The organism is Sporosarcina sp. BI001-red (assembly GCF_003384035.1).
Classification (GTDB): domain Bacteria; phylum Bacillota; class Bacilli; order Bacillales_A; family Planococcaceae; genus Sporosarcina.
The window spans coordinates 19,107-41,921 of record NZ_QQAK01000012.1 but is presented as its reverse complement, the minus strand read 5'-3'; the positions used below and the strand labels follow the sequence as shown (position 1 = coordinate 41,921).

The window sequence follows — 22,815 nt, the reverse complement described above, 5'->3', positions numbered from 1 at the left end:
TCTCCCCTTATCGATTAATGAAGTTCGCAGTTCTTTTTTCCAGAAATGCTAGTGTGCCTTCTTTTTTGTCTTCTGTAGTAAAGGCGACTGCCTGGGATAGTTTCTCAATCCACATCGCTGTTCCAGAATCAATATCGAACCCCTTATGAACCGCTGCTTTTACAAGTTGTACAGCGATCGGACCTTTTTTAAAGACGTTGGAAGCCACTTCCCTCACCGTTTCACCGAGACCCTCTTCTTCAGCAAAATAGGTCACTAAGCCAATCCGCTCCGCTTCTTCACCATCAATTATTTTCCCGGTCAAAATCATATCAAGTGCACGTCCTTTTCCAATGATTCTTGAAAGGCGTTGCGTACCTCCCGCCCCTGGAATAATCCCCAAGTTCAGTTCGGGTAATCCGAATTTTGCTTGTTTCGTTGCAACACGAATATCACAAGCGAGCGCCAATTCACATCCACCACCTAAAGCAAATCCAGTGATAGCTGCGATAGTCACTTTCGAACAGTTTTCAATTTTTGTATACAACCCTTGCATTCCTGGCACAAGCGCTTCAAGAGCCTCTCGATTGTGGAGTTGCTTTATATCCGCTCCAGCAGCAAACGATTTACCGCCTGCACCTTGAACGACAACTACTCGTACTTCCTTATCCAGTTCAGCAAGCGAAAAGGCGGAATCGATTTCCAATAACGTTTTCGCGTCTAGTGCATTTCTCGTCTCCGGGCGATTCAGTGTGAGCCACATGATGCCAGCTTCTTTTTTTACAAGAATGTTCGTAAAACTAGCTATACCGATTCCTCCCTCACGCATACTCGTAAAATCCTTTTCCACTTTTCTTCCCAAGACGACCCGCTTTTACATAGTTCACAAGAAGAGGGCAGGGCCGATATTTCTCGCCTAGCGTTGCATACAAATACTCCATGTTTCGAAGCCTTGTATCCAACCCGACCAAATCAGCAAGTTCCAATGGGCCCATCGGATGATTCAGACCTAGCTTCATCGCCTTATCAATATCTTCAGCCGAAGCTACCCCTTCCATCAGCAAATTCATGGCTTCATTGCCAATTAAGCAGTTCATTCTAGAGGTTACGAAACCTGGAAACTCATTGACTTCAATAGCCTCTTTTCCTAGTGACTCGGCAATACCTTTAACAAATCCAACGGTTTCATCTGACGTTTCAAGACCTTTTACCACTTCTATCAACTTCATCTTATGAACTGGGTTAAAGAAATGCATCGCCAAAACTTGGCTGGGTCGTGATGTTTGTGCACCGATTTCAGTCGGACTCATTGTTGATGTGTTTGTGGCAAGGACCGTTTCACGTTTACAAATACGATCTAGCTTTTGAAACACTTCAATTTTCAACTCGATTTTTTCGAGAACCGCTTCGATGACAAGATCTGCATCTTTTGCTGCAATTTCGAGATCCGCTTCATAGACCAAATTCAGTTTTGCACTTTTGTAAGTCTCTTCTTTTAGAAAGCCACCACGAAAACTAGCGTCCAGTAACTCTTCGATATCCTTTTTCGCTCTCGCGAGTATTTCACCATTCAAATCATTTAAAACCACTTTAAATCCCGACACTGCAGACGTATAAGCAATTCCCTTTCCCATCACTCCAGAACCGACGACTGTGATTTGCTTCAATACTGAGCCTCCTCGTTAATTACTACTAACAGATTTATAGTTGTTGTTGTGTTTTAATTGGATAAAGGGCTAACCCTTCTAGCACTATGCTTGTCTAATAAACCTTCAACCTGCCCTACAAACAACATCTTCCCATTAAAAGTCCGTTCCCTCTGAATTGTATTCAAACTCAGCTCCAGTTATTTCTTTTAATTCTTCTACACTTATATCAGACAAGATTTCCACGAGTTTCATCGTCCCTTCCTCAAACTTAAAAACGGCATGTTCGGTAACGACGAGATCCGCTTTGCGTATTCCACTCGACGGAAATGTCAGTTCCTTCACAAGTTTGGGATCCCCGTTTTTGGATGAATGTAGCGTCGCGACAATGATTTCTTTTGCTCCTGCAACTAGATCCATCGCTCCCCCAACACCTAGTATGGTTTGCCCTGGTACAGCCCAATTCGCGAGTTCACCTGTCTGATCGACTTGCAATACCCCAAGGACCGCAACATCGATATGTCCGCCTCTGATCATGGCAAATGAATTTGAACTATCAAATAGTGAAGCGCCGATTTCCATTGTGATGGGAGCTTTACTTGCACTGATCAAGTCCATATTCACTTCGGCAGCAGGTGGAGTGGGCCCCATTCCAAGCAAGCCATTTTCCGACTGCAACACAAGTTTTTTCTCTCCTAAATAATCTGGAATGAGCGTAGGTATGCCTACACCCAAATTGACAAATTGACCTTGTTTCAACTCTTGGACAATCCGTTTCGCAATTTTAATGCGTTCAAACTGATTCAACGAAAACACCTGCCTTTTTCACGTAATTACTTTTTACGATGTAGTCTACATAAACGTGAGGGGTTACAATTTCCGAAGGTAGCAGGACTCCGTTCTCAACGATTTCATCCACTTCCGCAATGACGATTGTACCGGCAGTTGCCATAACCGGATTGAAGTTTCTGCCTGTATGGTCGTACACTAAGTTTCCTAAGTGATCTGCTATGTGTGCCTTAATTAGCGAAACATCACCTTTTATCGCTTTTTCCAATATGAATCGTTCCCCATCAATGACTTTCTCTTCTTTTCCTTCAGCTAATTTAGTGCCCACCGCTGTCTTAGTATAGAAACCGCCGATTCCTGCACCTCCACACCTGACCGCTTCTGCTAACGTTCCTTGCGGGATCAATTCAATTTCTAATTCACCATCCACCCATGCTTGGACGGCATCACGATTTGTCGTGAAGTACGATCCGATCGCTTTGATTAATTTGTTTTCTTGCAAAAGAATCCCCAAGCCCTTACCAGGCTCTCCTAAGTTATTACTGACAATCGTCAGGTTTTTTAACGAGGAGGCGGCTATGCCATCTATTAACGTCAACGGAGTTCCAGACATCCCAAAACCACCGACAAGCAGTTTGTCCCCATCTTTTATAAATTTCACAAACTCACTTTGCTTCAACAATTTTCCCAAGGTTGATCTCCTTTCCATCATGTTCTCGCGTTTTGCTATTTATTTAAATCGAGCGTACTTCTTCCACATTCCATGTATATTCAAAAGGCTTGCTTGTAATTCATTCTAATTCTGAAGTGACATAGTGAATGTTTCAGCTATTTACATAGAAAAGACACAAACCATAAAGTCTGCGCCTTTCATTCATCCAGATAACTCTTATCGTCGTCTTACTTAAATAGGTGTAGATTCTGATGTTTCTACAGAAGATGAATCCTGCTCTTCTTCTTTTTTATCTGGGAACAGTAAGCTGAAGACAATGCCGAATGCCGCTGCGATGAAGAATGTTGTGAAACGAGATGTCGCAATCGCATCCAGTGGTGTAGAAATCCAAATAACGGTACTCACAAACCCCGAGACAATTGTCGCGATAACGCCAATGCCTGAATACCGTTTCCAGAAGAACGTTAACATGACTGCTGGCGACAGCGTACACCCGACCCCCGCCCATGCCCAACTGACTACGAGAAAAACTAGAGACTTCGAGGTTAAGGCAATCACTAAGCCCACAATTCCTGCACCAACAATCGTTAGACGGGAGATCGCGACCAATTTCTTTTCAGACAGCTTCAAATTCATGGCGCGTTGTATGATGTCTTCACTAACTGAACTTGTAATGACCAATAACTGTGAATCTGCAGTAGAAATGATGGCCGCTAGTATACCTGCCAGTAGAATACCTGCAATCCAAGGCGGCATTAAGTCAAGAATCATAAAAGGTAGAATCATCTCAACGTCTGCAAATACTTGACCTTGATATAATGTGAGTGCCGTAATTCCGATCATGAACGCTCCGCTGTATGCTAAGATCGTCCAAGTGATTGCGACAAAACTTCCTTGTTTTGCTTCCTTCTCACTTCTCAGAGCCATAAATCGTGCACTTAATTGTGGTTGGCCACCAAGGAAACCGAAGAACCAGGCAAAGTTGTTAAAGAGCAATAATCCCAATGAAAACCCGATGGCTCCACCTGTCCACGAATCCATCGATGGCCCCGCCGCCATAAGAGCCTGACTAATAGACAAATCAGCAGCTGAAATTTGGACTAACGCTACAATCGGTAATACAACCAATGTAATCAGCATCATGATAGACTGGATCATGTCTGTCCAAACGACGGTTACGAAGCCCCCTACATAGGCAAGGATTACGACAACAATAATGCTTAAAATGGCTCCGACCTTTGTCGGGATATTAAAGACGGCCAACAATGTTTTTCCGGCACCTGCAATTTGTGCTCCAAAATAGAACATCATAAAACTAAATATAAGAATAGTAGAAAGCCAAAGAATAATTTTTCCATGTTTACCAAAACGATGTGCTAGATAACTTGGAAGGGTCAACGTACCGGTTTTTTCTGCTTCTTTCATAAATCGTTTTGCCAAGAACAGCCATGAGAAGATAATGCCTGAAGCAATCCCAACTGCTACCCAAACGCCTGATAATCCTGTAGCAAATACAAAACCGGTATATCCTAATAAGAGCCATGCCGACTCCCCAGTAGCACGTTCTGAAAATGCTAATGCCCAGCCCGGCAATTGCTTCCCACCTAAAAGGAAATCTGCGTGGCTTTTAGACCTTCGACTAACGAGATATCCAACAACCAGCATGATCATGAGATACAATACGAATTCGACCATAACAATCGTATGCATTTAACCCATCTCCTTTGGTTTTCTTAGTATTTTTCATACATACCTAGTTACACAATCGCATCTTCTAAAACTAAATCATTTTCTGCAAATCGTTCTACTCGTAATGGTGTTAGATCGAGTGTTTCGTACTTCCCTTTACAGATCAGCTCAGCCAGCCCAAGTCCCACGCCAGGTGCTTGCTGCATGCCATGTCCGCTGAATCCTAGCGCAACAAAGTATCCTTTCATCAGTGGATGCTCACCGATAATGGCATTCTGATCGACGGTATTATGGTCGTACATACCAGCCCACCCCGATTCCAATTTGAGACTGTCAAAGTTAGGGATCCGGTGCGCTAGGATTGGCCACAAATGATCGAACGAAGAGCGCTTCCATTTAAAATCGATACCTGGTTTTACATGATCCGAAAATCCTGCGACTACTCGATCCATCTCGTGCCGGAAATAGACACCAGTCGGATCGATTGTAAGCGGTAACATTTTCTCCAATCTCTTTGTAGAGTCAAAGACATACATTTGGCGTTTCAATGGGACGACTGGTAACGGCAATCCCATCTGTTCACTTAATGCAGCCCCCCACGCACCTGCACAATTGATAACAATTGGTGATGTGTAAATGGTTCCGTCCATTAATTGAACACCTTTCACTCGTCCACTTTCTGTCAGTATTGCAGAAACTTCAGCAGTCATATAGTCGACACCTAAATATTGAGCATTTTTTCGATACGCTTGCATAACCGAATACGGATCCAGATAACCATCTTCTTTACAAAATAATCCTCCTGCTAAGTCATTTGTTTCAAGCTCCGGAATGATGTTTAGTAACTCGCTAGTTGAAAGGATTTCAGAAGGCACACCGAGTGCGTTTTGCAACTTAAGCTGTTTCTCATAAGCAGATAGCATTCGTTCAGTCGCTAAAAATAAGTAGCCCCGTTGTTTGAAATCAATCTCGGCTTTTTCCTCGCCAATCGCCATGTCATCTGCAAAGTTCTTATAGACATCCAAGCTGAACCGGCTTAACTGGATATTGATAGACGTTGAATATAATTGCCGAAATCCACCAGCGCTCCTCGAAGTGGACGAATATTCATATGTGGGATCTTTTTCAAAGACGGTGATATCTCCCTCGAACCCATTCTTACGCAATGAATAAGCTGTACTCGATCCCATGACTCCACCACCGACGATGATAATATCCGCTTTTTTCATAGCCTGTACTCCCCCTAAAATAGTAGTCCTTCTTACGCTATTTCATGTAAGGTCAACAGTCACTCCAACCTTGTGTTGACAAGCTTTATCGTAAAAGTATTTTGCAATGACAATGTCTGCAATGGCTAATCCGACTGATTTAAAGATGGTCACTTCCTGGTCGGTTTCTCTTCCAGATAAGTTCCCACTTATAATTTGTCCTAGTTCACCGTGAATAGCATCGTAGGAATACATTCCTGCTTCGATTGGCACAACTAGATCTCCCGCCTCTTCCAATGCCGCCTCTTTGGATTCCACAACTACTTTAGCGGCATCGCAAATGGCGGATGTCGGCAACTCTTGCATAGTTGGTTTGAAAGAACCAACTCCATTTACATGAACACCCGGTCGTAAAGGTTCCGTAAATACAGGTTGCATAGAGGTTGTAGCGGTGACAAGAATATCTGCCTCTTTAACAACTTCATTCGGATCATGGCAAATGATGACTTTCTTATTGAACTTTTTTGAGACAAACTCGGAAAATGCAAGTGCCTTCTTTTCAGTTCGATTGTGAACATAAATGGTTTCAATTTCTCTCACTGCTAAAATTGCTTCACACAGTCCCTTGGCTTGTTCGCCTGTACCAATAATCCCCAGTGTTTTAGAATCTTCACGTGCTAAATACTTTGTCGCAACACCTGATAAGGCTCCAGTCCGGAGTTGCGTTAAATAAGACCCTTCTAATAACGCAAGTGGCTCTCCCGTTGTCATATCTGAAAGCAAAACCACTCCGTTAATGACCTTTTTGCTAATGTTTATATTCGAAGGAACAACGTTCACATATTTTAGCCCCATCGCTTGTAAATTTTCTGCTACTGACGGCATCACGACACCAGAGTTTTCAGTGCCAAACGGTAAAATCGTTCGAATAGGTGTATCGGTAGCTGACGATGAAAATTCCTCCAGGGCAACCTCGATGCATTGTAAAATTTCTTTCATGTCCACTAGTTCCATTTGGCTTTTAGCACTCAAAACTAATATTTGAAATCCCTCCCTACTCTATAATTTATTCTGTCTTACACTATACTTTCATATGGTGTAAGTAATACATGGAAATTGCACAACAATCTAGTAGGAATAAAACCAAATTCAAGCTACCAGAGCTTTAATGCTTTGAAAACTCAACCGCAGAAAGGGATGAATGAATTGCAGAACATTGGGCACTATGCACAATCAATTGTTGAACAATTTTCTTCTATATTTAATATCCCGATTAGTATTACGGATAAGGATGGGCTAGTGATTGGTAGCACAGACAATAATCGAATTGGCTCCCATCACATTGTGACTACAGAAGTAACACGCTCAGGAAAGATGATGTTTTTCACCAAGGAACAAACTGTCAATCTCGTGAACGTCTTACCAGGAATTGCTGCACCTTTGAGGTTTCAACAAGAAACAGTTGGTGTACTTGGTCTTATTGGAGACCCTGCTGTAGTCGAGCGTTATGTACAATTTGTCCAATCCCATATAGAAATGCTTCTGATGGAAAACTTCCGTTCAAAGACAGTCTCCTCTCAAATGGAAACCATGCGAGATTTCTTTAAACGGCTTTCTAGTTATAGAGAGAAAGATGATTTCAGTAACATTCAAAGCTATTGTGACCTGCACGGATTTACTTTAGGGATACCAAGACGCACTATTTTATTGGATCTGCAATCTTCAGATGAACAAGCTACGTCTTATCAGCAAACAGAAACTTTCAACCAAGTAGAACAAGAGCTATATGTATACTTGAAGAGTTTATTCATTAAAAATGATCAAGATATTGTTGTTCCTTTGTCTACCGGTCAATGGCTTATTTTGAGTGTTGACTATGATGATAGAACTACGATGTTGAAAAAATTGGAGTTCACTTCGAACAAGTTACGGAACTTTTTAGAGAGCCGTGATCGTGGCAATGCGTTCATGTTTTCATACAGTGATCCTTCGTCATCTATTGAGAGAGTGTTACAAGCCTATGAACCATGCAGAAAAGCTTTGGAGATTGCCAAACGGTATCACGTACAACAATCCATCGTTGCGATAGATGATTGGGACTTACTATCCTATGGGTTAGAAGAGCTCACACTACCCGCTCACTGCACACTAGACAATTACATCCAAAAATTACTGAGTCATGTGAATGGCCCTGTCCTCATTGACAGTTTTCTCGTCTATTGTGATGAGAAAATGAACATGAGCCAGGCTGCAAGGAAACTGTTTATTCATCGCAATACACTTATATATAGATTGCAACAACTTCAAGAGCTATTGAGCATTAACTTGAATTCTTTTAAACAATGTACTCTTTTATATTTCGCATTAAAGCAGCGTCAATATTGCAACCAAACAACATAGAAATCGAGGAATTTGTCAGTATGAAACCAACTCAGTTAACAAAACTTTCTAAATCTATGAATAACGTTTAGAATAGAGAACTATAAGGAGAGTGACTTAACATGAAATATAATGATACGTGGGATTTAGAGAGTATATTTAAAGGTGGAACAAATTCAAAAGAAGTACAAACTAAAATTACATCTGTAAAAGAGGATATTGTCCGTTATGCAGATCAGTTAAACGCATGGGACAGCGATCCAGCTACCGATGCCATTACTTTACAAGACTTATTAAAAAAACAAGACGTAATTGGTAAAGGTTTAGGACAGGTTGATACATTCATCAATATGTGGCATGACGCATTTATGGATGATGACCACGCAACTGTTGTCAAAGGTCAAGTGATGGAACTAATCAGTGAAATCCAGCAACTATCTACGATTTTCACTAAAAAACTCGTCGCACTCTCAGATGATCATTGGAGCAAACTTCTGCAAGAGGATGGCTTAAAAGAAATTAGTTTCTCACTAGATGAGATACGTGATCAAGGCAAACGACTATTGTCTGAAGATGAAGAGAAGCTGATCGCTAAATTAGATAAAGACGGTATCGCTGCATGGAGCAATCTATATAATACAGTAGGTTCCATTATGACTATTCCCTTTACAGATAAGGACGGCAAAGCGATCGACTTATCAGTTGGGCAAGCAATGAACAAGATGTACGCTGATCCTGATGCAGAAGTACGTGCAGAGCTATTTGGAAACTGGGAAAAAACATGGTCTAAGAATGGTACGATTTTTGCAGACATCCTTAACCATTTAGCGGGCTATCGCTTAACATTACAAGATGCACACGGAAGAGAAGGTCATTTAGAAGAACCACTTGAATACAATCGTATGACGGAGGAAACTCTTGCCGCAATGTGGTCAGCAGTTGACGCACAAAAACAAACGTTTCTTGATTACTTAGCACAAAAGGCGAATTTGTTGGAGATGGATAAGCTGGGCTGGCAAGACGTGGATGCACCCGTTGCATTAGGGGAAACAAAGCCAACACGGTTCACCTATGATGAGGCATGTGATTTTATAATAGAGCATTTCAATTCATTTGGTCCTAAACTGACTGATTTCACCAAACATGCGCTTGAAAACCGCTGGGTGGAAGCGGAAGACCGTGCAAACAAACGACCAGGTGGTTATTGTACAAGCATACCTGAATTTGAAGAGTCCCGTATATTCATGACATTCACAGGTTCACCAAGTGATACGAGTACATTAGCACATGAATTAGGGCATGCTTTTCATAGTCACGTAATGAAAGATTTACCAAAACTAAACCGTGGTTATGCTATGAACGTAGCAGAAACAGCTAGTACGTTTGCTGAAACAATTATTGCCGATGCAACTGTAAAAAATGCTACATCTGATGAAGAAAAAGTCTCCCTTTTAGCCAATAAACTAGAAGGTGCAACCGCGATGTTCCTAAATATTCGTGCTCGCTTCTTATTTGAAGACAGCTTTTACACGGAACGTGCAAAAGGAATTGTATCAGAAAAGCGCTTGAATGAATTAATGGTGGCAGCACAAAAAGAAGCATTTGGGGATCAGCTTTCTTCTTATCATCCACATTTCTGGGCGGCCAAGTTACACTTCTTTATTGATAGTGTACCGTTCTATAATTTCCCGTATACGTTTGGTTACTTATTTAGCCTTGGGATCTATGCGGAATACTTGAAACAACCTGAAGGATTTGAAGAGAAGTATATTGCCTTACTAAAAGATACAGGATCAATGAAAGTAGAAGACCTAGCGAAGAAACATCTTGATGTAGATGTAACGAAGGAAGATTTCTGGGCAGCTGGGATTGAGCTCGTTGGAAAAGATGTTGAAGAATTTGTTGAATTGACGAGCAAATTACAACAGCCTAATCTACAGAAGTGAAAATTCAAAAGGGACTTACCTCATTTTGTTTAGTGAGGTAAGTCCCTTTTTATATGGATAGATTCTAAAGCAATGAGGGGGGATACTGGAGAAATCGACTCCTTAACTCCACAAAATAAGAATCCATGTTAATGAGGCTTTTTTCCAGATGGATTCTTTCTATTGGCTACAAGAATAACAATTTTTCACTCCGCCATCGTAAGAAATCTTCTAGTCCGTTCTTCCTTTGGATGATCAAATACATCTTTTGGGTTCCCTTGTTCCACAATGACACCGCCATCCATAAAAATCACTCGATCTGCCACGTCTCTTGCAAAATTCATTTCATGTGTCACGATGACCATAGTCATCCCCTCTTCCGCCAACTCTTTAATTACCTGTAGCACTTCTCTGACTAGTTCAGGGTCCAAAGCGGACGTGGGTTCATCATAGAGCATGACAGTTGGATTTAAAGATAACGCCCTAGCAATCGCTACTCGTTGCTGTTGCCCTCCTGATAATTGGGAAGGATAATGATCACAACGATCTCCAAGACCTACTTTGACAAGAAGGGATTCAGCTAATTCCCTTGCTTCACCTGGTTTAACGCCATAAATCGTCAAGGGACCTTCCATCACGTTTTCAATCGCGGTCTTATTCGGAAAAAGGTTAAATGACTGAAAAACAAAACCCGTTTTCTTCCGTAACTCTCTAATTTCTTTCTTGCGTTTTCGATCCAGTTTTCCACCTGTATGAAGTTCATGGGGGCCGATTCTAATCATGCCTTCGTTCGGCTCTTCTAAATAGGTTAGACAACGGAGAAAAGTCGATTTCCCTGACCCGCTTGGTCCCATTATGACGACGACTTCACTTTTGTTCACAGTCAAGTCCACCCCATCAAGCACCGGATTGTCTCCAAAAGCTTTTTTAAGATTTTTCACTTCAATGACGTTCAAGATACTCGCCTCCTAAACCTGGTTCTCCTACCGACACTATCGAACTAGATGCTTTGATGAGCGCTTTTCGAATTTATCCAGCAATGTTGTAAAGAACATAATTAGGATCCAATAAATGGCTGCGGCTATTAAATAGATCGTTAATGGCTCAAATGTTTTTGCAATGATCAAACTAGACATTTGCAGAAGTTCTGTAACAGTTATGACGGAGACTAGTGATGTATCTTTCACTAGAACGATAAAGGAATTCGATAATGTTGGAATGGCGATCCGAAGACTTTGAGGGAGAATGATTCTCCTCATAGCTTGCCCATACGTCATCCCCATAGAAATAGCTGCTTCCATCTGTCCCCTGTCAACAGCGAGGATCGATGCACGGAATGATTCAGAAAGGTAGGCACCCGCGTTTAAACTTAATGCCATAATCCCTGAAGAAATTGGATCTAAGGAAATACCGATTTGCGGCAACCCGTAGTAGATGACAAATATTTGTACAAGAAGTGGGGTTCCTCGGATTACGGATATATAGATACTGGCGACTTCATATAAAATCTTGACCTTTAGAATTCGGATAAGAGCTGTGGAAAAACCGATCACTAGTGCAAAAAGTACGGATATACCACTTAAGAAAAGCGTCATAATTGTTGCTTTTAATAGGGAGGGCAATGAGTCGATTATTATCGTGACTTCCACTACTTCACTTCCTTCCAGGCTTTCTTACGAATCAAACTAAACTATCTTAAACGTAATCCTTAAATTCAATGTGGATTCCCATTTCTTTTAGCTCTTCAATAAAGGGATCAAACCTCTCGTTAATAATGATCGTTTCTATGGGAACCACGCCCGTTTCTAGTATCTTTTTCTCTGCAATCCACTTTGCCACTAATGAAGCAGGAAGTGCAGTTGTTTTTGCCATGGAAGATATATTACGTTCATGGTCGTATACATCAACCATTTCCCATGTATAGTTTTTAGACTTTCCATCTTTCCTACCGTTTACCTCTACCCGCACAACCGTTACATCTTCATTTGAACTGCCTACCATTTTTGGCTGAAGGATCTTCTCTGATATTTTGACAGGAGTCGTTATAACCCCCTCCACTTCAATGGGCTTATTATCTAGGAAGCCTAACTCTCCTAACACCTTCATCTTCTCCCAGTGTCCTGGATAGCGAACTGTTTTTTCTGTTAAGTTTCCCACTTTTCCTTTTAACGTAAATGCAGTGCTATGCGCATCTGTTATGACGGCTTCACAGTCCCCAACCGGATTAGGGAATGTCAATGATTCAAGTTCTGAAAGCGGCGGTAGTTGTACAATTTCGCCATTTTTTATTGCAAAAGCAGGTTTCGTATAAAGACCTAAGACACTTTCCAATCGAAATACGACTTGATACCATAGTGGCGGAACTGGCCATCTAGGAATCCCGCCGCATATCAAGACCGCTTCATCGGCTTCATCAAGCAATTCGATTCCTTGTGCTGCAAGAAAGTTCGTTATTCCTGGTGCAACACCGCACCCTGGTATAATCGTCACTCCAGCCTCTTGTGCTTGAGTATGTAATTCTAGTTTTTCTTGGAACATCGATCCAACCAAATCTACTAAATGGCATTGTGATGCGATTGCAGCCTTTACAGCGGTCAAGCTTAAGGAATGAGGGAGACTCCCAACTGCTACATCCGCACCTTGAAGTACTTTTATGAAGTCATCTTCTGTTGACAACGATGCCATCTTTCCCGACACTTTGGGATTATCCGCAATTTCTAGACATTTATCGATACTTTCCTGACTGACATCGACTGCAGTAACCGATTCGATCGATTCGAATTTCGCTATTTCACTTACGATGGTTGTGCCGATCATCCCTGTTCCTAAAACGACTACTCTCATATAATTTGTTCACCTCTGTCAATTTTTTATGAAAGAAAAATACTAGAGTAACCGACAAATCCAGCGTCTGGTTACTCTAGGGAAACATCACTTGTCTAAAGGATCTGTGCCAAACCACTTTTTATAAATTTCTTTATAGGTTCCATCGTCTTTCATTTCTTTTAGTGCACTATTTACTTTTTCTACAAAGACCTCATTTCCTTTATTGACTGCCATCCCGATTTCGTCTTTATTTAAGATTTCACTAGTAACTTTAATCGGTAATTTGTTCTCTTTGATGTTATAGTTCATGAGCAACTGATCATTGATGATGACATCCAATCGTTTGTTCGTTAAATCCTGAATGTAATCGCTTACAGCTTTATACAACTTTACATCTGCGCCTTCAACACTGTTTGCAACTTCTTCAAAAGTTGTTCCACCTCCGACGCCTACTTTCTTCCCTTTAATATCAGCAAGTTCAGTAATATCATCTGTTTCTTCGCGTGTTACTAAAACCGAACCTGTCACCACATATGGATCTGTGAAGTCCACACTCTTTTTCCTTTCCTCGGTAACCGTCATCTGACCGATAATGATATCGAACTTGTCTGCTTTCAGCCCACCTATTAACCCATCCCACTTTGTCGCGATGAATTCTGCTTCAACACCCAACCTTTTAGCAATTTCGTTTGAGATATCTACATCAAAGCCTTGAAACTCGTCTTTGTCATTTAGAAAGTTAAACGGGGGATATGTCCCTTCAAAGGCTACTTTCATGACTTTTGAATCGGTGATTCGATCGGCGACATCTGTTTTAGCCGCTTCGTCTGCTTTGTCTTTACTTTTCCCCCCGCATCCCACAAGTAAAGCTGCTAATACTAGGGATAACATCGAAAATATTAATACCTTTTTCATAATTATTCCTCCAGTTTCATATTTATGAACGCTTACAAATTAAATAATATCCTCTCCAGCTTCCATCTTGAGCGTATCGATTGTTTGTCCTACGCCACTGAGATACAAGTTAGTTAACTATATGTCCAAGCCTTGTAAAAGATTCATAAACTTATCGGTTGAAAATGTTTTAGAATTGAAAAACCACCAGCACTACTGACGATTATTCAACGTCACTAGTGCTGGCGGCTAATTTTCACTGATTAATAGTTATCAATTTGTGCTCTTTGCAGTTTCCCGCTGTAATCCACATAAACTGATTTCCATTCTGTATACACATCAAGTGCAGCTACCCCTGAATCTCTATGACCGTTTCCGGTCCCTTTTGTCCCACCGAAAGGCAGATGGATTTCTGCTCCAGTCGTACCCGCATTTATATATACAATTCCCGTATCCAGATCTCTCATCGCTTGGAATGCCAAATTGACATTAGAAGTGAAGATCGAGCTCGACAATCCGAACTTCACACTATTGTTCACTTCAATTGCTTCCTCCAGGCTCTTTACTGGGATAATGGAGACTACTGGCCCAAAGATTTCCTCTTGGGCAATTCGCATATCAACGGTTGCATCGGTTAAAATGGTCGGTGCATAGAAATTCCCAGTAACGAGTCCGCTATCTGTTACCATACTCCCCCCAGTAAGAAGTGTAGCTCCTTCTGCAAGACCGATTTTCACGTACTCATGGATTTCACCTAAAGAGGAACGATTAATCACCGGACCTACTTTTACCGCTTCGTCTGCCCCATCACCAAGGGTTAATTCACCAATTCGGTCAACAAGCTTGTTCTCAAGGTTCTCTTTTACATCCTGATGAACGATAATTCGGCTTGTCGCTGTGCATCGCTGGCCGCTTGTACCAAATGCCCCCCACAAAATGCCGTCAACCGCAAGATCGAGATCGGCATCTTCCAATACAATGACAGCATTTTTACCGCCCATTTCTAGAGAAGTCCGTTTCAATAGTTCTCCAGCACGTGCATTGATCGCACTTCCAACTTCATTTGAGCCTGTGAAGGAGATCAGGTCGATACCTGGGTGCTCTACCATTGCATTTCCTACTTCTCTTCCAGATCCATTCACTAAATTCAGCAGACCTTTTGGCAATCCTGCCTCTTCAAAAATTTTGGCAAATTCGTATGCGATAATCGGTGTTTCAGTCGCAGGTTTCCAAACAACGGCATTCCCTGAAACAAGGGCCGGAAACGACTTCCAAGAAGCAATCGCAATCGGGAAATTCCAAGGTGTAATCAGTCCTGCAACGCCGATTGGAACGCGTACACTCATCGCAAATTTGTTGCGCAGCTCTGAAGGAACCGTATCGCCAAAGAGACGACGGCCTTCTCCAGCCATGTAATAAGCCATATCGATTGCTTCTTGAACTTCGCCACGAGCTTCGTCGATTACTTTGCCCATTTCACTTGTTAAAATTTGTGACAATTCTTCTTTCCGCTCTTTCAAAAGCGTTGCAATTGTATATAAGTACTCTGCACGCTCAGGTGCTGGAACGAGACGCCATTCTTTTTGAGCTTTTTTAGCAGCTTGAACGGCACGATCCACGTCTTCATCAGTAGACTGCGTGACTTCCCCCAGCAGTTTTCCGTTAGCTGGATTTAGCACGTCCACAAATTTACCCGAAGAGGATTCGCACCACTCACCGTCGATGTAGTTCACAAATTTTTTCGTGTCATTGCCTCCGTTAAGTATAGTCAATTTTTTATTTGGATGAACCACTTGAATTCCTTTGCGATTTATCATATTATTGCCCCCTTCAACATTTTTCGTATCTGCTAAATGCTTTCCTTGATTCGATGAATGGCTTCGAATAATCTTTCATTTGGAACCGATAATGAGATGCGGAAATAGCCCTCTCCACTTGGTCCAAAGGCGTTGCCAGGTGTAATGATTACCCCTGTTTTCTCTAAAACATGCGTGACAAACTCCGTGGAAGTAAAACCTTCTGGAACCGGTGCCCAAACGAAAAAACTTCCTTTAGTAGGCTTTACATGTATGCCGATAGAAGAGAGACCATCCAACACAATAGCCATTCTTTCTTCGTAAATGCGGTTATGTGTTTTGACACAGCTTTGGTCGCTATCTAAAGCAAATGCGGCAGCTTTCTGGATTGGCGTGAATTGTCCTGTATCTGTATTACTCTTTAGAACCGATAACGCTTTAATGATTTCTTTATTGCCGACGACATATCCAATTCTCCACCCCGTCATATTATAGGTTTTCGAAAGCGAACCGAACTCAACCGAACTGTCTTTAGAACCCTCGACCTGCAGAATACTTGGCGCGGTATAGTTCGAATACGTCACCATGTTGTAAGCAGAATCATGGGCAATCGGAATGGCATGTTCTTTCGAAAACGCGACTGCCTTTTGGAAGAATTCAATGTCAACAGTAGCCGAAGTCGGATTTCCTGGATAATTTAAAAACATTAGTTTGGAACGGTTAATGACTTCTTGTGGAATTGATCGAAAATCCGGTTCGAAATTATTCTCTTTCAGCAAAGGCATGTCATAGTACTTTCCGTTTGCTAGCAAAGTTGCCATTCTGTAAACAGGATAACTCGGGTCCGGTATCAATACCGTATCCCCTGGATCGATCAGTGCAGGTATCAAATGAGCAATTCCTTCTTTAGAACCGATAAGGGCCAGAACTTCTGTCTCAGGATCAAGATCTACGCCATAGTGCCTCAGGTAGAACTCGGCGATAGCTTGTCGATATTCAAGACATCCTATGAAACTGGGATACTTGAAATTAGCAGGGTTCTGCATCTCCTCCACTAGCTTCTCGACAATATGCTGAGGTGTTGGCAAATCAGGATCCCCAATTCCCAAATCGATTACATCCACTCCCGCTTCAATCATCGCAGCTTTCTTCTTATTGATTTCCGCAAACAAATACGGAGGGATTTGTCCCAAACGATTCGATTGATAGTTCAAAGAACCACCTGCCTTATCTTTAATCACACCACTCTATGCCTCCATATAAAATCTATGATGTTGTATTTACAAATATGCCTAAACATATCCTTTCGTTTGCTTTACAGGATGAGATTTTCAGATTATCAAAAAAGTTAAAAACCAAATACTTGTCGATTTCAAAATGATAATTGAAAGTGAAATGAAAAACGGTTGGCCAGTTGCTGAGTATTCTTGTGAGACGTAAAAAAAATAATGCCTTCTTATGAAGGTAAATCGTTTATACGAGATATTACAGAGGTTAAAGAAGATACATTTTCTGGATTTCATATGATTCCAGGGGAATTTGAGAATTAGGGCGTGTCATAATTCTTTTTGTGTCTTTAAATAGCAAAAGCCCCATCTGCCTATTTGGCGGATGTGGACTTTTGAGAAATATTGATATAAAAATGTCATCGTGTACAAGCTATCATGTTTGCTTCTAACATAGTCATCCGTCAAAATATTAGTCAAAAGAAACTGGTTCATCGAAGTTATGTAAGTGTTTGAAAGCGATATTGATCTGGGATTCTGTATTTCTTGCGATTGATAAAGTCGGCAACCTATCTTCAGAGAAAAATTCTACCGCACTTGTTTCAATTCCTGTTTCCGGCTTACCTCCGATGATTTCACATTGAATAAAAAGTTTATATACGTAATATGCTGAAGGTGGATGAGGATGCACTTTTTTATCAAATACGCCAATTAATTTAATTGCCTTCACGTCAAATCCCGACTCTTCCTTCACTTCCTTTATAGCAACCTCGCTAGGTGTCAATCCGATGTCTCCCCACCCACCTGGCAAGGCCCATTCACCGTCCGCTTCCTCTTGGACCATCAAAATCTGGTCATCCATAAAAACCACTGCTCTAATGTCTACCTTGGGTGTGGCATAACCTGTTTCGTTAGCGAACAGCTCTTTTATAAGTGTTGCATCTATCTCTGTTTGCTGTGCCATCATCTCCACACTAATGTCCGTGATCATTTCAAATCGTTCTATGTCGTATTTGTCTTTTGAATAGGTCAAGCCGGCTTGTGCAATTGCTTGAAGCTGCTTTGCCCAATCGAGCCATTTTGGATCCATTGACCATATACACCCTTTCAGAAATCGAATTCTTAAGTATTCTTTATGAAGTGACTCCAAACTGTGAGTTAGGCCCATCAAGGCATTTTTTCACTTGGTCTATTGAATAACATTTGTCATGAACAGTAAACGACATGACTTCGCCTTTGCTTGCAGCACCCTTACTTGAGCGACTTTTGAATAACCTTTAAGCTAGATAAGCGAGCTTAAAAGATTCATTGATGTCTACTAAATTAATCATCCCAAGAATTAAGGGAAATATTCCATAGGTTCATTACAATGGACATATCCATTTTTTTTATAATAATTTACGGAATCTTCACTTGGCCATACGATTACAAATTCAAAATCATTATCTTTTACCCACGTATTTACTGAACTTAATAAGTGACTTCCAATCCCTTTGTTTCTGTATTCTGGCACAGTATAAACATTGGTCATAAATGCAAATGGATGTGTAGTCCTTCCTGGACGAGGCACCTTTTGTATTAGCTCCACGTAAATGTGTGAAACAATCTTTTCATTTTCTTCCGCAATCCAAACAAACCATTGGCGACTGTTAAGAGCGTTCTCAAAAAACGACTGGAATTCTTTTCTGAAAACTTCATACGATTCTTCTTTCTTAGTTTCGTCAAACTCAACGGTAAAATCCCATCGCATTTTGATCAACTGCTCAACGTCTTCAGTACTAGCAAGTCTAATATCCATATAATCCTCCTAGTTCTTCGAATGAATATCTATTAGTTCTTGTACAGCTTCATAAGGGAATCCTTTCTTCTGATGTGAAGGATGTCACTCAAAACCAATTTCAGGTTTTTTGCTCGATTTGCTAAGATTGTTGAGCACCACCCTTCCAACGAAAAAATGAGAATCACTATATTCGCTATCTCTTTCTACAGACATAGATCATTTCATAGCTATCATTTGTTACAGGACTTTCATTCCAATCGTTATACACGTTGACTATTTCAAAACCATTTAAAAACAACGTTCTTTCCATTTCTTTTGGAAATACATATCTTAAACTTATGTTTGTTCTCTTTTCGTTGAGAAGTTTTCCATCCATGTTTTTGTATCGTCTAATAGTCGTGTTGTGTTGAACTTGATGTAAAGAATCATAATTACTTAGCGTGTATACATCCACTCTACTTAGTGTTTCAGGATCCGTATAGGATTTCCAATACTCTTCAGTAACTGGTGACAATAATTCCTCAACATTCGGAAATCTTGTTCCAAAAATGAAAAATCCGCCAATTTCTAAATGGTTATTCACAGATGATAGTAATTCATCTTGAGCATCGTTTGTTAAGAAATGTTGAAATGAATTACCTACTGAATATATCAAGTTGCTTTTAATAGGGAGATTCAGATGTGTGCAGTCTTGCTCCACCCAATCTATTTTCAAATCAAGAATCGATGATTTTTTCTTTGCCTCTTGTAACATTCCTGTATGTATATCTACTCCAATAACTTTATATCCATTTTGCGCTAAAGGAATCGTTACTCTGCCCGTACCACAAGCTAAGTCAATAATAGTACCTCTCGTTTTCGATGCCCAATTTAATAAGAACGGTAATTCTGATTGATAGTTCTCGTTTTCTTTATCATATAAAATTGGATCATCATATTCCTCAAAATTGTATACAGTCATTAATTGTCTCCCTTTCAATAGCACATTTTGTTTTCTGAAATATTTACGTATTCTTCTATTACCTTCTACATACCGATTTAATAAACCTCTTAGCTATATTGAAATTAGTTGTTAATACATATCCATAAATCACACTAATTCATCGGACCTCTAATTATTGGTGAATCCTTTTTTCAAATTCTTTCAATGAGCTGGAGTATAAGTGAGATTTGGAAGGTTGTATGTTATAGACAAATAAGACGGCAGCAACTACAGCCATAATCCAAGAACCTGTAACGACAACAACTCTGATAGAAACCATTTCTGCAGCCAGCCCAAAAATAACGGTTAGAAGGATGACAAGGAATGCTTCAATAACCCCATAAATACTTCCGATTCTTCCCATCACTCGTACAGGTATATTGTTTTGGTAAAACGTATAAAAACCTGTATTTGCAAAGGCAGAAGCAAAAGATAAAACGAAACAACCAACAATGGCTATAAAAAAAGTAGTAGAGGATGAGAATACGATATATCCCACCGCAGTCAACAGTGATCCTACCCCAATCAGCCATGAAGTAGAGACCTTTTCGACAGTAAATGTATTCGTTATTGAACCTATTAATAAGCCAGCACCCGCACTGCTTACGAGAAGTCCGTATTCCCCTTCTGATAAGGAAAGCACTTGGGTTGCAAATGCAGCTTCCAAAGAATCTGTAGCTGTCATCAATACAATCATGACACTAAACAAAAAATAAATAAGCATGGTATATGAATAGTTACGAGTAAACTGTATGACCAGTTTCCAATCGTCTTTCAACAGACCAACTGTCAATTTCTTAACTTCACTTTCCGAAAATTCTTCATCAGCTTCAACATTCGGCATCGCCATTGTAATGAATGCTGATAGAAGTAATGCAATGGCATTCAAGTAAATAGCCATATTGGGAGTCCCAATCGTAAACATGATTCCTGCAATCGCGGGTCCAGTTATAAAAGCTCCCGAATCGAGCAAACTTCGTAATGCGTTAAAACGTTTTCTTTGTTCCATTGGAATTAGCTTTGTAATATAAGTCATTGATGTTGGGTGATACATGGAGCTCGCCATCGTGATAACGAATACCATTAAATAAATAAGTAAAAGAGATGAAAAGAGAGGCAATATGACAATTAGGAACGCCTGAAGAAAACTAAGAATAATCATGAGTTTTTTCTTATTTCTACGATCAATAAGACTGCCAGACCAACTATTCGTAAGCAGGGTAGACAAAGCTCTTATGATATACAATCCTGAGACCGCCATTGCTGATCCAGTTAAGTGAAGAACAATCAGATTTAAAGCGATGAAATAGATCCAACTTCCAACGCTTGAAATCCCAATACTGAACAGCAGAATGGAAGGATACCGCCAACCGCCAATAAACTTTTTCACACTCATTGTGATCATCCTCTCATTAAATTAGACCAACAAAAAAATCCCACCTCCAAGACATGTGTCTTGGAGGCGAGATTGTATAATCGCGGTGCCACCCCAGTTTATTAATATGTCACCATATTAATCTTATCAAGTACAACACTAAAAACATGCATATACTTTAGCTCAATAACAGGAGCTCCTGTCACCTTATCCCCTATTTAAGGTTCCGAGGTGCTGCTCAGAGGTTTGCTTCAATAATTATCTCTTACTCCTTTTCAGCTACCGGAGCTCTCTAAAAAGAAAACAATTATTTACTCTTCTCTTCTCCGCATTTAATTTATTGAATAGTAACACTAAAAACTCTTTACGTAAAGAGCACTCATTCTTAGAATTAATAGATTTTATGCAATGAGATATCTACTCCATGCTTGCGCACCAATCTTACATTTTTAAGTAATCATTCATGATTGATTTTAGCCTACAAATTGTATCGCTTGTGACATGCTTTTAACCACCAAGTGAGTGACAATACCTTTACCACTTCATGTCTTTTGGAATACATGTACTTTTTAAAAATACAAATATCCAAATTCCCCCCTCGTTTCAGAGTATACGTACAACTCAAATACCTGATAGAATGCCTGCATCCTTTTAAAAATACAGTTTCACTCCCTTAATCATATTACCCTCGTAAAAGTGACTAGATACCTTTAACAATCTGTCCCTAAGGCAATAGTGTGCGTACCAGCCATTTCACTATTAGTACAGTTTGCGGAAAAAAAACTTAAAAAATCATTTTATACCGAAAATGTTTGGACAAGGCATGGCTCATCGTCGATAAGTTCATGTCGTTCAACAATTTTAATATTTAATTGTTGATATACCTTTTTCCAAAATAACACTGCAGGTTTATTATCTAAAAGCTCAATTACAAAATACTTTCCGGGTTTTTCATTAAATAAGTTTTCTAAAACCTGCAGACCAAACCCTTTCCTTCTGAATTTATTAAGTATAAAAATATCATTTACTCCAAAATCCTTTTCCTTTTTTAAAAATGGACGTTCTATCAGTAGAAGAAAGCCAATTATTTCATCATTATATTTTAAGAAAAAGGGAGAAAACCCTTCAACATTCCAGAACAACTCTAAATCATCGAAGTGAAAAGAACCATCTTTCTCTAAAGAAAGGTTTTCCGTGTAGCTTGAGAGATCATGGAGATATAGTGAATACAGATTCCTTAAAATATGAATATTCGTTTTTTTCACTGGCTGTAAAGTAACAGTCAAATCAATTCTCCTCTTTATAATATCTAAATTCAATCGTTCAAATTTCTTTAGATTAAAAGCTTATGCCAGTTATGTTCTGGTTCGTGTATTTCTAAAGCATTTCGAAGCCATTTTTTCTGTTTTTCATCAAGGGTATCCTTTACGGTTATAAAGTCTTGATGATCTTTTTCCCGTGTGTTTTTTGCCTCGCCTCTATTAATCCATTTAACTAATAGTTCTTTCTCTTTAAAAGAAAATGTTGCATTAGTTCCCGAGTAAAGAGCTGACAAGTACATGATAAACACGAGCCCTTCAATTTTTTCTATTATTGGTGGGTTAATCATTCCTCATCCCCCTTCCATTTGGATTATAACCTACATTTT

21 protein-coding genes and 1 other annotated feature are annotated in these 22,815 nt (G+C 40.1%); of the genes, 2 read left to right on the top strand and 19 right to left on the bottom strand.

The genetic code is table 11. The features are described from left to right. Positions 1-7: 7 nt before the first annotated feature. From DVB69_RS09595 to DVB69_RS09565, 7 genes are all read right to left on the bottom strand, one after another. Complete coding sequence (locus tag DVB69_RS09595) at positions 8-808, bottom strand: enoyl-CoA hydratase/isomerase family protein (protein ID WP_199562842.1); 801 nt, start codon at positions 806-808, stop codon at positions 8-10. Continuing rightward, the gene (locus tag DVB69_RS09590) at positions 801-1,646 is read right to left on the bottom strand and encodes a 3-hydroxyacyl-CoA dehydrogenase NAD-binding domain-containing protein (RefSeq protein ID WP_116018895.1); all 846 of its coding nucleotides are present in this window, start codon (positions 1,644-1,646) and stop codon (positions 801-803) included. The genes DVB69_RS09595 and DVB69_RS09590 overlap by 8 nt, the downstream gene beginning before the upstream one ends. Before the next feature lie 135 nt (positions 1,647-1,781). Further along, positions 1,782-2,432: a 3-oxoacid CoA-transferase subunit B gene (locus DVB69_RS09585; protein ID WP_116018894.1), complete on the bottom strand. Its 651-nt coding sequence runs from the start codon at positions 2,430-2,432 to the stop codon at positions 1,782-1,784. After that, a complete protein-coding gene (locus DVB69_RS09580; RefSeq protein WP_116018893.1) occupies positions 2,419-3,105 on the bottom strand; it encodes a CoA transferase subunit A in 687 nt (228 codons plus the stop codon). Before DVB69_RS09580 ends, DVB69_RS09585 begins: the two co-directional genes overlap by 14 nt. Positions 3,106-3,318: 213 nt before the next feature. Then, complete coding sequence (locus DVB69_RS09575) at positions 3,319-4,797, bottom strand: sodium/proline symporter (protein ID WP_116018892.1); 1,479 nt, start codon at positions 4,795-4,797, stop codon at positions 3,319-3,321. 47 nt (positions 4,798-4,844) lie between these two features. After that, on the bottom strand, positions 4,845-6,005 hold the full coding sequence (locus DVB69_RS09570) for an NAD(P)/FAD-dependent oxidoreductase (protein ID WP_116018891.1): 1,161 nt from the start codon (positions 6,003-6,005) through the stop codon (positions 4,845-4,847). Between the two features lie 42 nt (positions 6,006-6,047). Continuing rightward, positions 6,048-7,025, bottom strand: coding sequence for an ornithine cyclodeaminase family protein (locus DVB69_RS09565; protein ID WP_116018890.1), 978 nt, complete (start codon positions 7,023-7,025; stop codon positions 6,048-6,050). A 165-nt stretch (positions 7,026-7,190) separates the two neighbouring features. Here DVB69_RS09565 and DVB69_RS09560 point away from each other — a divergent pair, with 165 nt between their 5' ends. Both DVB69_RS09560 and DVB69_RS09555 read left to right on the top strand, forming a co-directional pair. Beyond that, positions 7,191-8,384 (top strand): sugar diacid recognition domain-containing protein, encoded by a 1,194-nt coding sequence (locus DVB69_RS09560; RefSeq protein WP_158541072.1) that lies wholly within the window; start codon positions 7,191-7,193, stop codon positions 8,382-8,384. 101 nt (positions 8,385-8,485) lie between these two features. Continuing rightward, positions 8,486-10,309 (top strand): M3 family oligoendopeptidase, encoded by a 1,824-nt coding sequence (locus DVB69_RS09555; protein ID WP_116018888.1) that lies wholly within the window; start codon positions 8,486-8,488, stop codon positions 10,307-10,309. A gap of 185 nt (positions 10,310-10,494) precedes the next feature. Here the strand turns inward: DVB69_RS09555 and DVB69_RS09550 are convergent, their stop codons facing one another. The 12 genes from DVB69_RS09550 to DVB69_RS09495 form a co-directional block, all read right to left on the bottom strand. Then, complete coding sequence (locus DVB69_RS09550; protein ID WP_116018887.1) at positions 10,495-11,244, bottom strand: amino acid ABC transporter ATP-binding protein; 750 nt, start codon at positions 11,242-11,244, stop codon at positions 10,495-10,497. Between the two features lie 36 nt (positions 11,245-11,280). Continuing rightward, positions 11,281-11,937 carry an amino acid ABC transporter permease gene (locus DVB69_RS09545; protein WP_116018886.1) on the bottom strand — a complete coding sequence of 219 codons (657 nt, stop codon included), beginning with the start codon at positions 11,935-11,937 and terminating at the stop codon, positions 11,281-11,283. Positions 11,938-11,983: 46 nt separating this feature from the next. Further along, on the bottom strand, positions 11,984-13,132 hold the full coding sequence (locus DVB69_RS09540; protein WP_116018885.1) for a saccharopine dehydrogenase family protein: 1,149 nt from the start codon (positions 13,130-13,132) through the stop codon (positions 11,984-11,986). Between the two features lie 87 nt (positions 13,133-13,219). Beyond that, positions 13,220-14,029 carry a transporter substrate-binding domain-containing protein gene (locus DVB69_RS09535; RefSeq protein ID WP_116018884.1) on the bottom strand — a complete coding sequence of 270 codons (810 nt, stop codon included), beginning with the start codon at positions 14,027-14,029 and terminating at the stop codon, positions 13,220-13,222. Positions 14,030-14,271: 242 nt separating this feature from the next. Then, entirely contained in the window at positions 14,272-15,825 is a 1,554-nt protein-coding gene (locus DVB69_RS09530; RefSeq protein WP_116018883.1) for an aldehyde dehydrogenase family protein, read from the bottom strand. Positions 15,826-15,857: 32 nt separating this feature from the next. Then, the gene (locus DVB69_RS09525; RefSeq protein WP_116019256.1) at positions 15,858-17,018 is read right to left on the bottom strand and encodes an LL-diaminopimelate aminotransferase; all 1,161 of its coding nucleotides are present in this window, start codon (positions 17,016-17,018) and stop codon (positions 15,858-15,860) included. 484 nt (positions 17,019-17,502) lie between these two features. After that, positions 17,503-18,120 (bottom strand): NUDIX hydrolase, encoded by a 618-nt coding sequence (locus tag DVB69_RS09520; protein WP_116018882.1) that lies wholly within the window; start codon positions 18,118-18,120, stop codon positions 17,503-17,505. Positions 18,121-18,369: 249 nt separating this feature from the next. Continuing rightward, positions 18,370-18,828, bottom strand: coding sequence for a GNAT family N-acetyltransferase (locus tag DVB69_RS09515; protein WP_116018881.1), 459 nt, complete (start codon positions 18,826-18,828; stop codon positions 18,370-18,372). A 175-nt stretch (positions 18,829-19,003) separates the two neighbouring features. Next, positions 19,004-19,771, bottom strand: a complete 768-nt coding sequence (locus DVB69_RS09510) for a class I SAM-dependent methyltransferase (RefSeq protein WP_116018880.1) — start codon at positions 19,769-19,771, stop codon at positions 19,004-19,006. A 154-nt stretch (positions 19,772-19,925) separates the two neighbouring features. Next, positions 19,926-21,188 (bottom strand): MFS transporter, encoded by a 1,263-nt coding sequence (locus DVB69_RS09505; RefSeq protein ID WP_199562841.1) that lies wholly within the window; start codon positions 21,186-21,188, stop codon positions 19,926-19,928. 59 nt (positions 21,189-21,247) lie between these two features. Further along, positions 21,248-21,503: a binding site (T-box leader), on the bottom strand. A 461-nt stretch (positions 21,504-21,964) separates the two neighbouring features. Then, complete coding sequence (locus DVB69_RS09500; RefSeq protein ID WP_116018879.1) at positions 21,965-22,453, bottom strand: GNAT family N-acetyltransferase; 489 nt, start codon at positions 22,451-22,453, stop codon at positions 21,965-21,967. Positions 22,454-22,500: 47 nt separating this feature from the next. Next, a complete protein-coding gene (locus tag DVB69_RS09495) occupies positions 22,501-22,776 on the bottom strand; it encodes a hypothetical protein (protein ID WP_116018878.1) in 276 nt (91 codons plus the stop codon). Positions 22,777-22,815 lie beyond the last annotated feature (39 nt).

Excerpts from the sequence above, each read along its gene's own strand:
- DVB69_RS09595 (WP_199562842.1), bottom strand. The coding sequence starts at position 808 with ATGCGTGAGGGAGGAATCGGTATAGCTAGTTTTACGAACATTCTTGTA.
- DVB69_RS09575 (WP_116018892.1), bottom strand. The coding sequence starts at position 4,797 with ATGCATACGATTGTTATGGTCGAATTCGTATTGTATCTCATGATCATG.
- DVB69_RS09570 (WP_116018891.1), bottom strand. The coding sequence starts at position 6,005 with ATGAAAAAAGCGGATATTATCATCGTCGGTGGTGGAGTCATGGGATCG.
- DVB69_RS09555 (WP_116018888.1), top strand. The coding sequence starts at position 8,486 with ATGAAATATAATGATACGTGGGATTTAGAGAGTATATTTAAAGGTGGA.
- DVB69_RS09540 (WP_116018885.1), bottom strand. The coding sequence starts at position 13,132 with ATGAGAGTAGTCGTTTTAGGAACAGGGATGATCGGCACAACCATCGTA.
- DVB69_RS09535 (WP_116018884.1), bottom strand. The coding sequence starts at position 14,029 with ATGAAAAAGGTATTAATATTTTCGATGTTATCCCTAGTATTAGCAGCT.
- DVB69_RS09530 (WP_116018883.1), bottom strand. The coding sequence starts at position 15,825 with ATGATAAATCGCAAAGGAATTCAAGTGGTTCATCCAAATAAAAAATTG.
- DVB69_RS09520 (WP_116018882.1), bottom strand. The coding sequence starts at position 18,120 with ATGGATCCAAAATGGCTCGATTGGGCAAAGCAGCTTCAAGCAATTGCA.
- DVB69_RS09515 (WP_116018881.1), bottom strand. The coding sequence starts at position 18,828 with ATGGATATTAGACTTGCTAGTACTGAAGACGTTGAGCAGTTGATCAAA.
- DVB69_RS09510 (WP_116018880.1), bottom strand. The coding sequence starts at position 19,771 with ATGACTGTATACAATTTTGAGGAATATGATGATCCAATTTTATATGAT.
- DVB69_RS09505 (WP_199562841.1), bottom strand. The coding sequence starts at position 21,188 with ATGAGTGTGAAAAAGTTTATTGGCGGTTGGCGGTATCCTTCCATTCTG.
- DVB69_RS09495 (WP_116018878.1), bottom strand. The coding sequence starts at position 22,776 with ATGATTAACCCACCAATAATAGAAAAAATTGAAGGGCTCGTGTTTATC.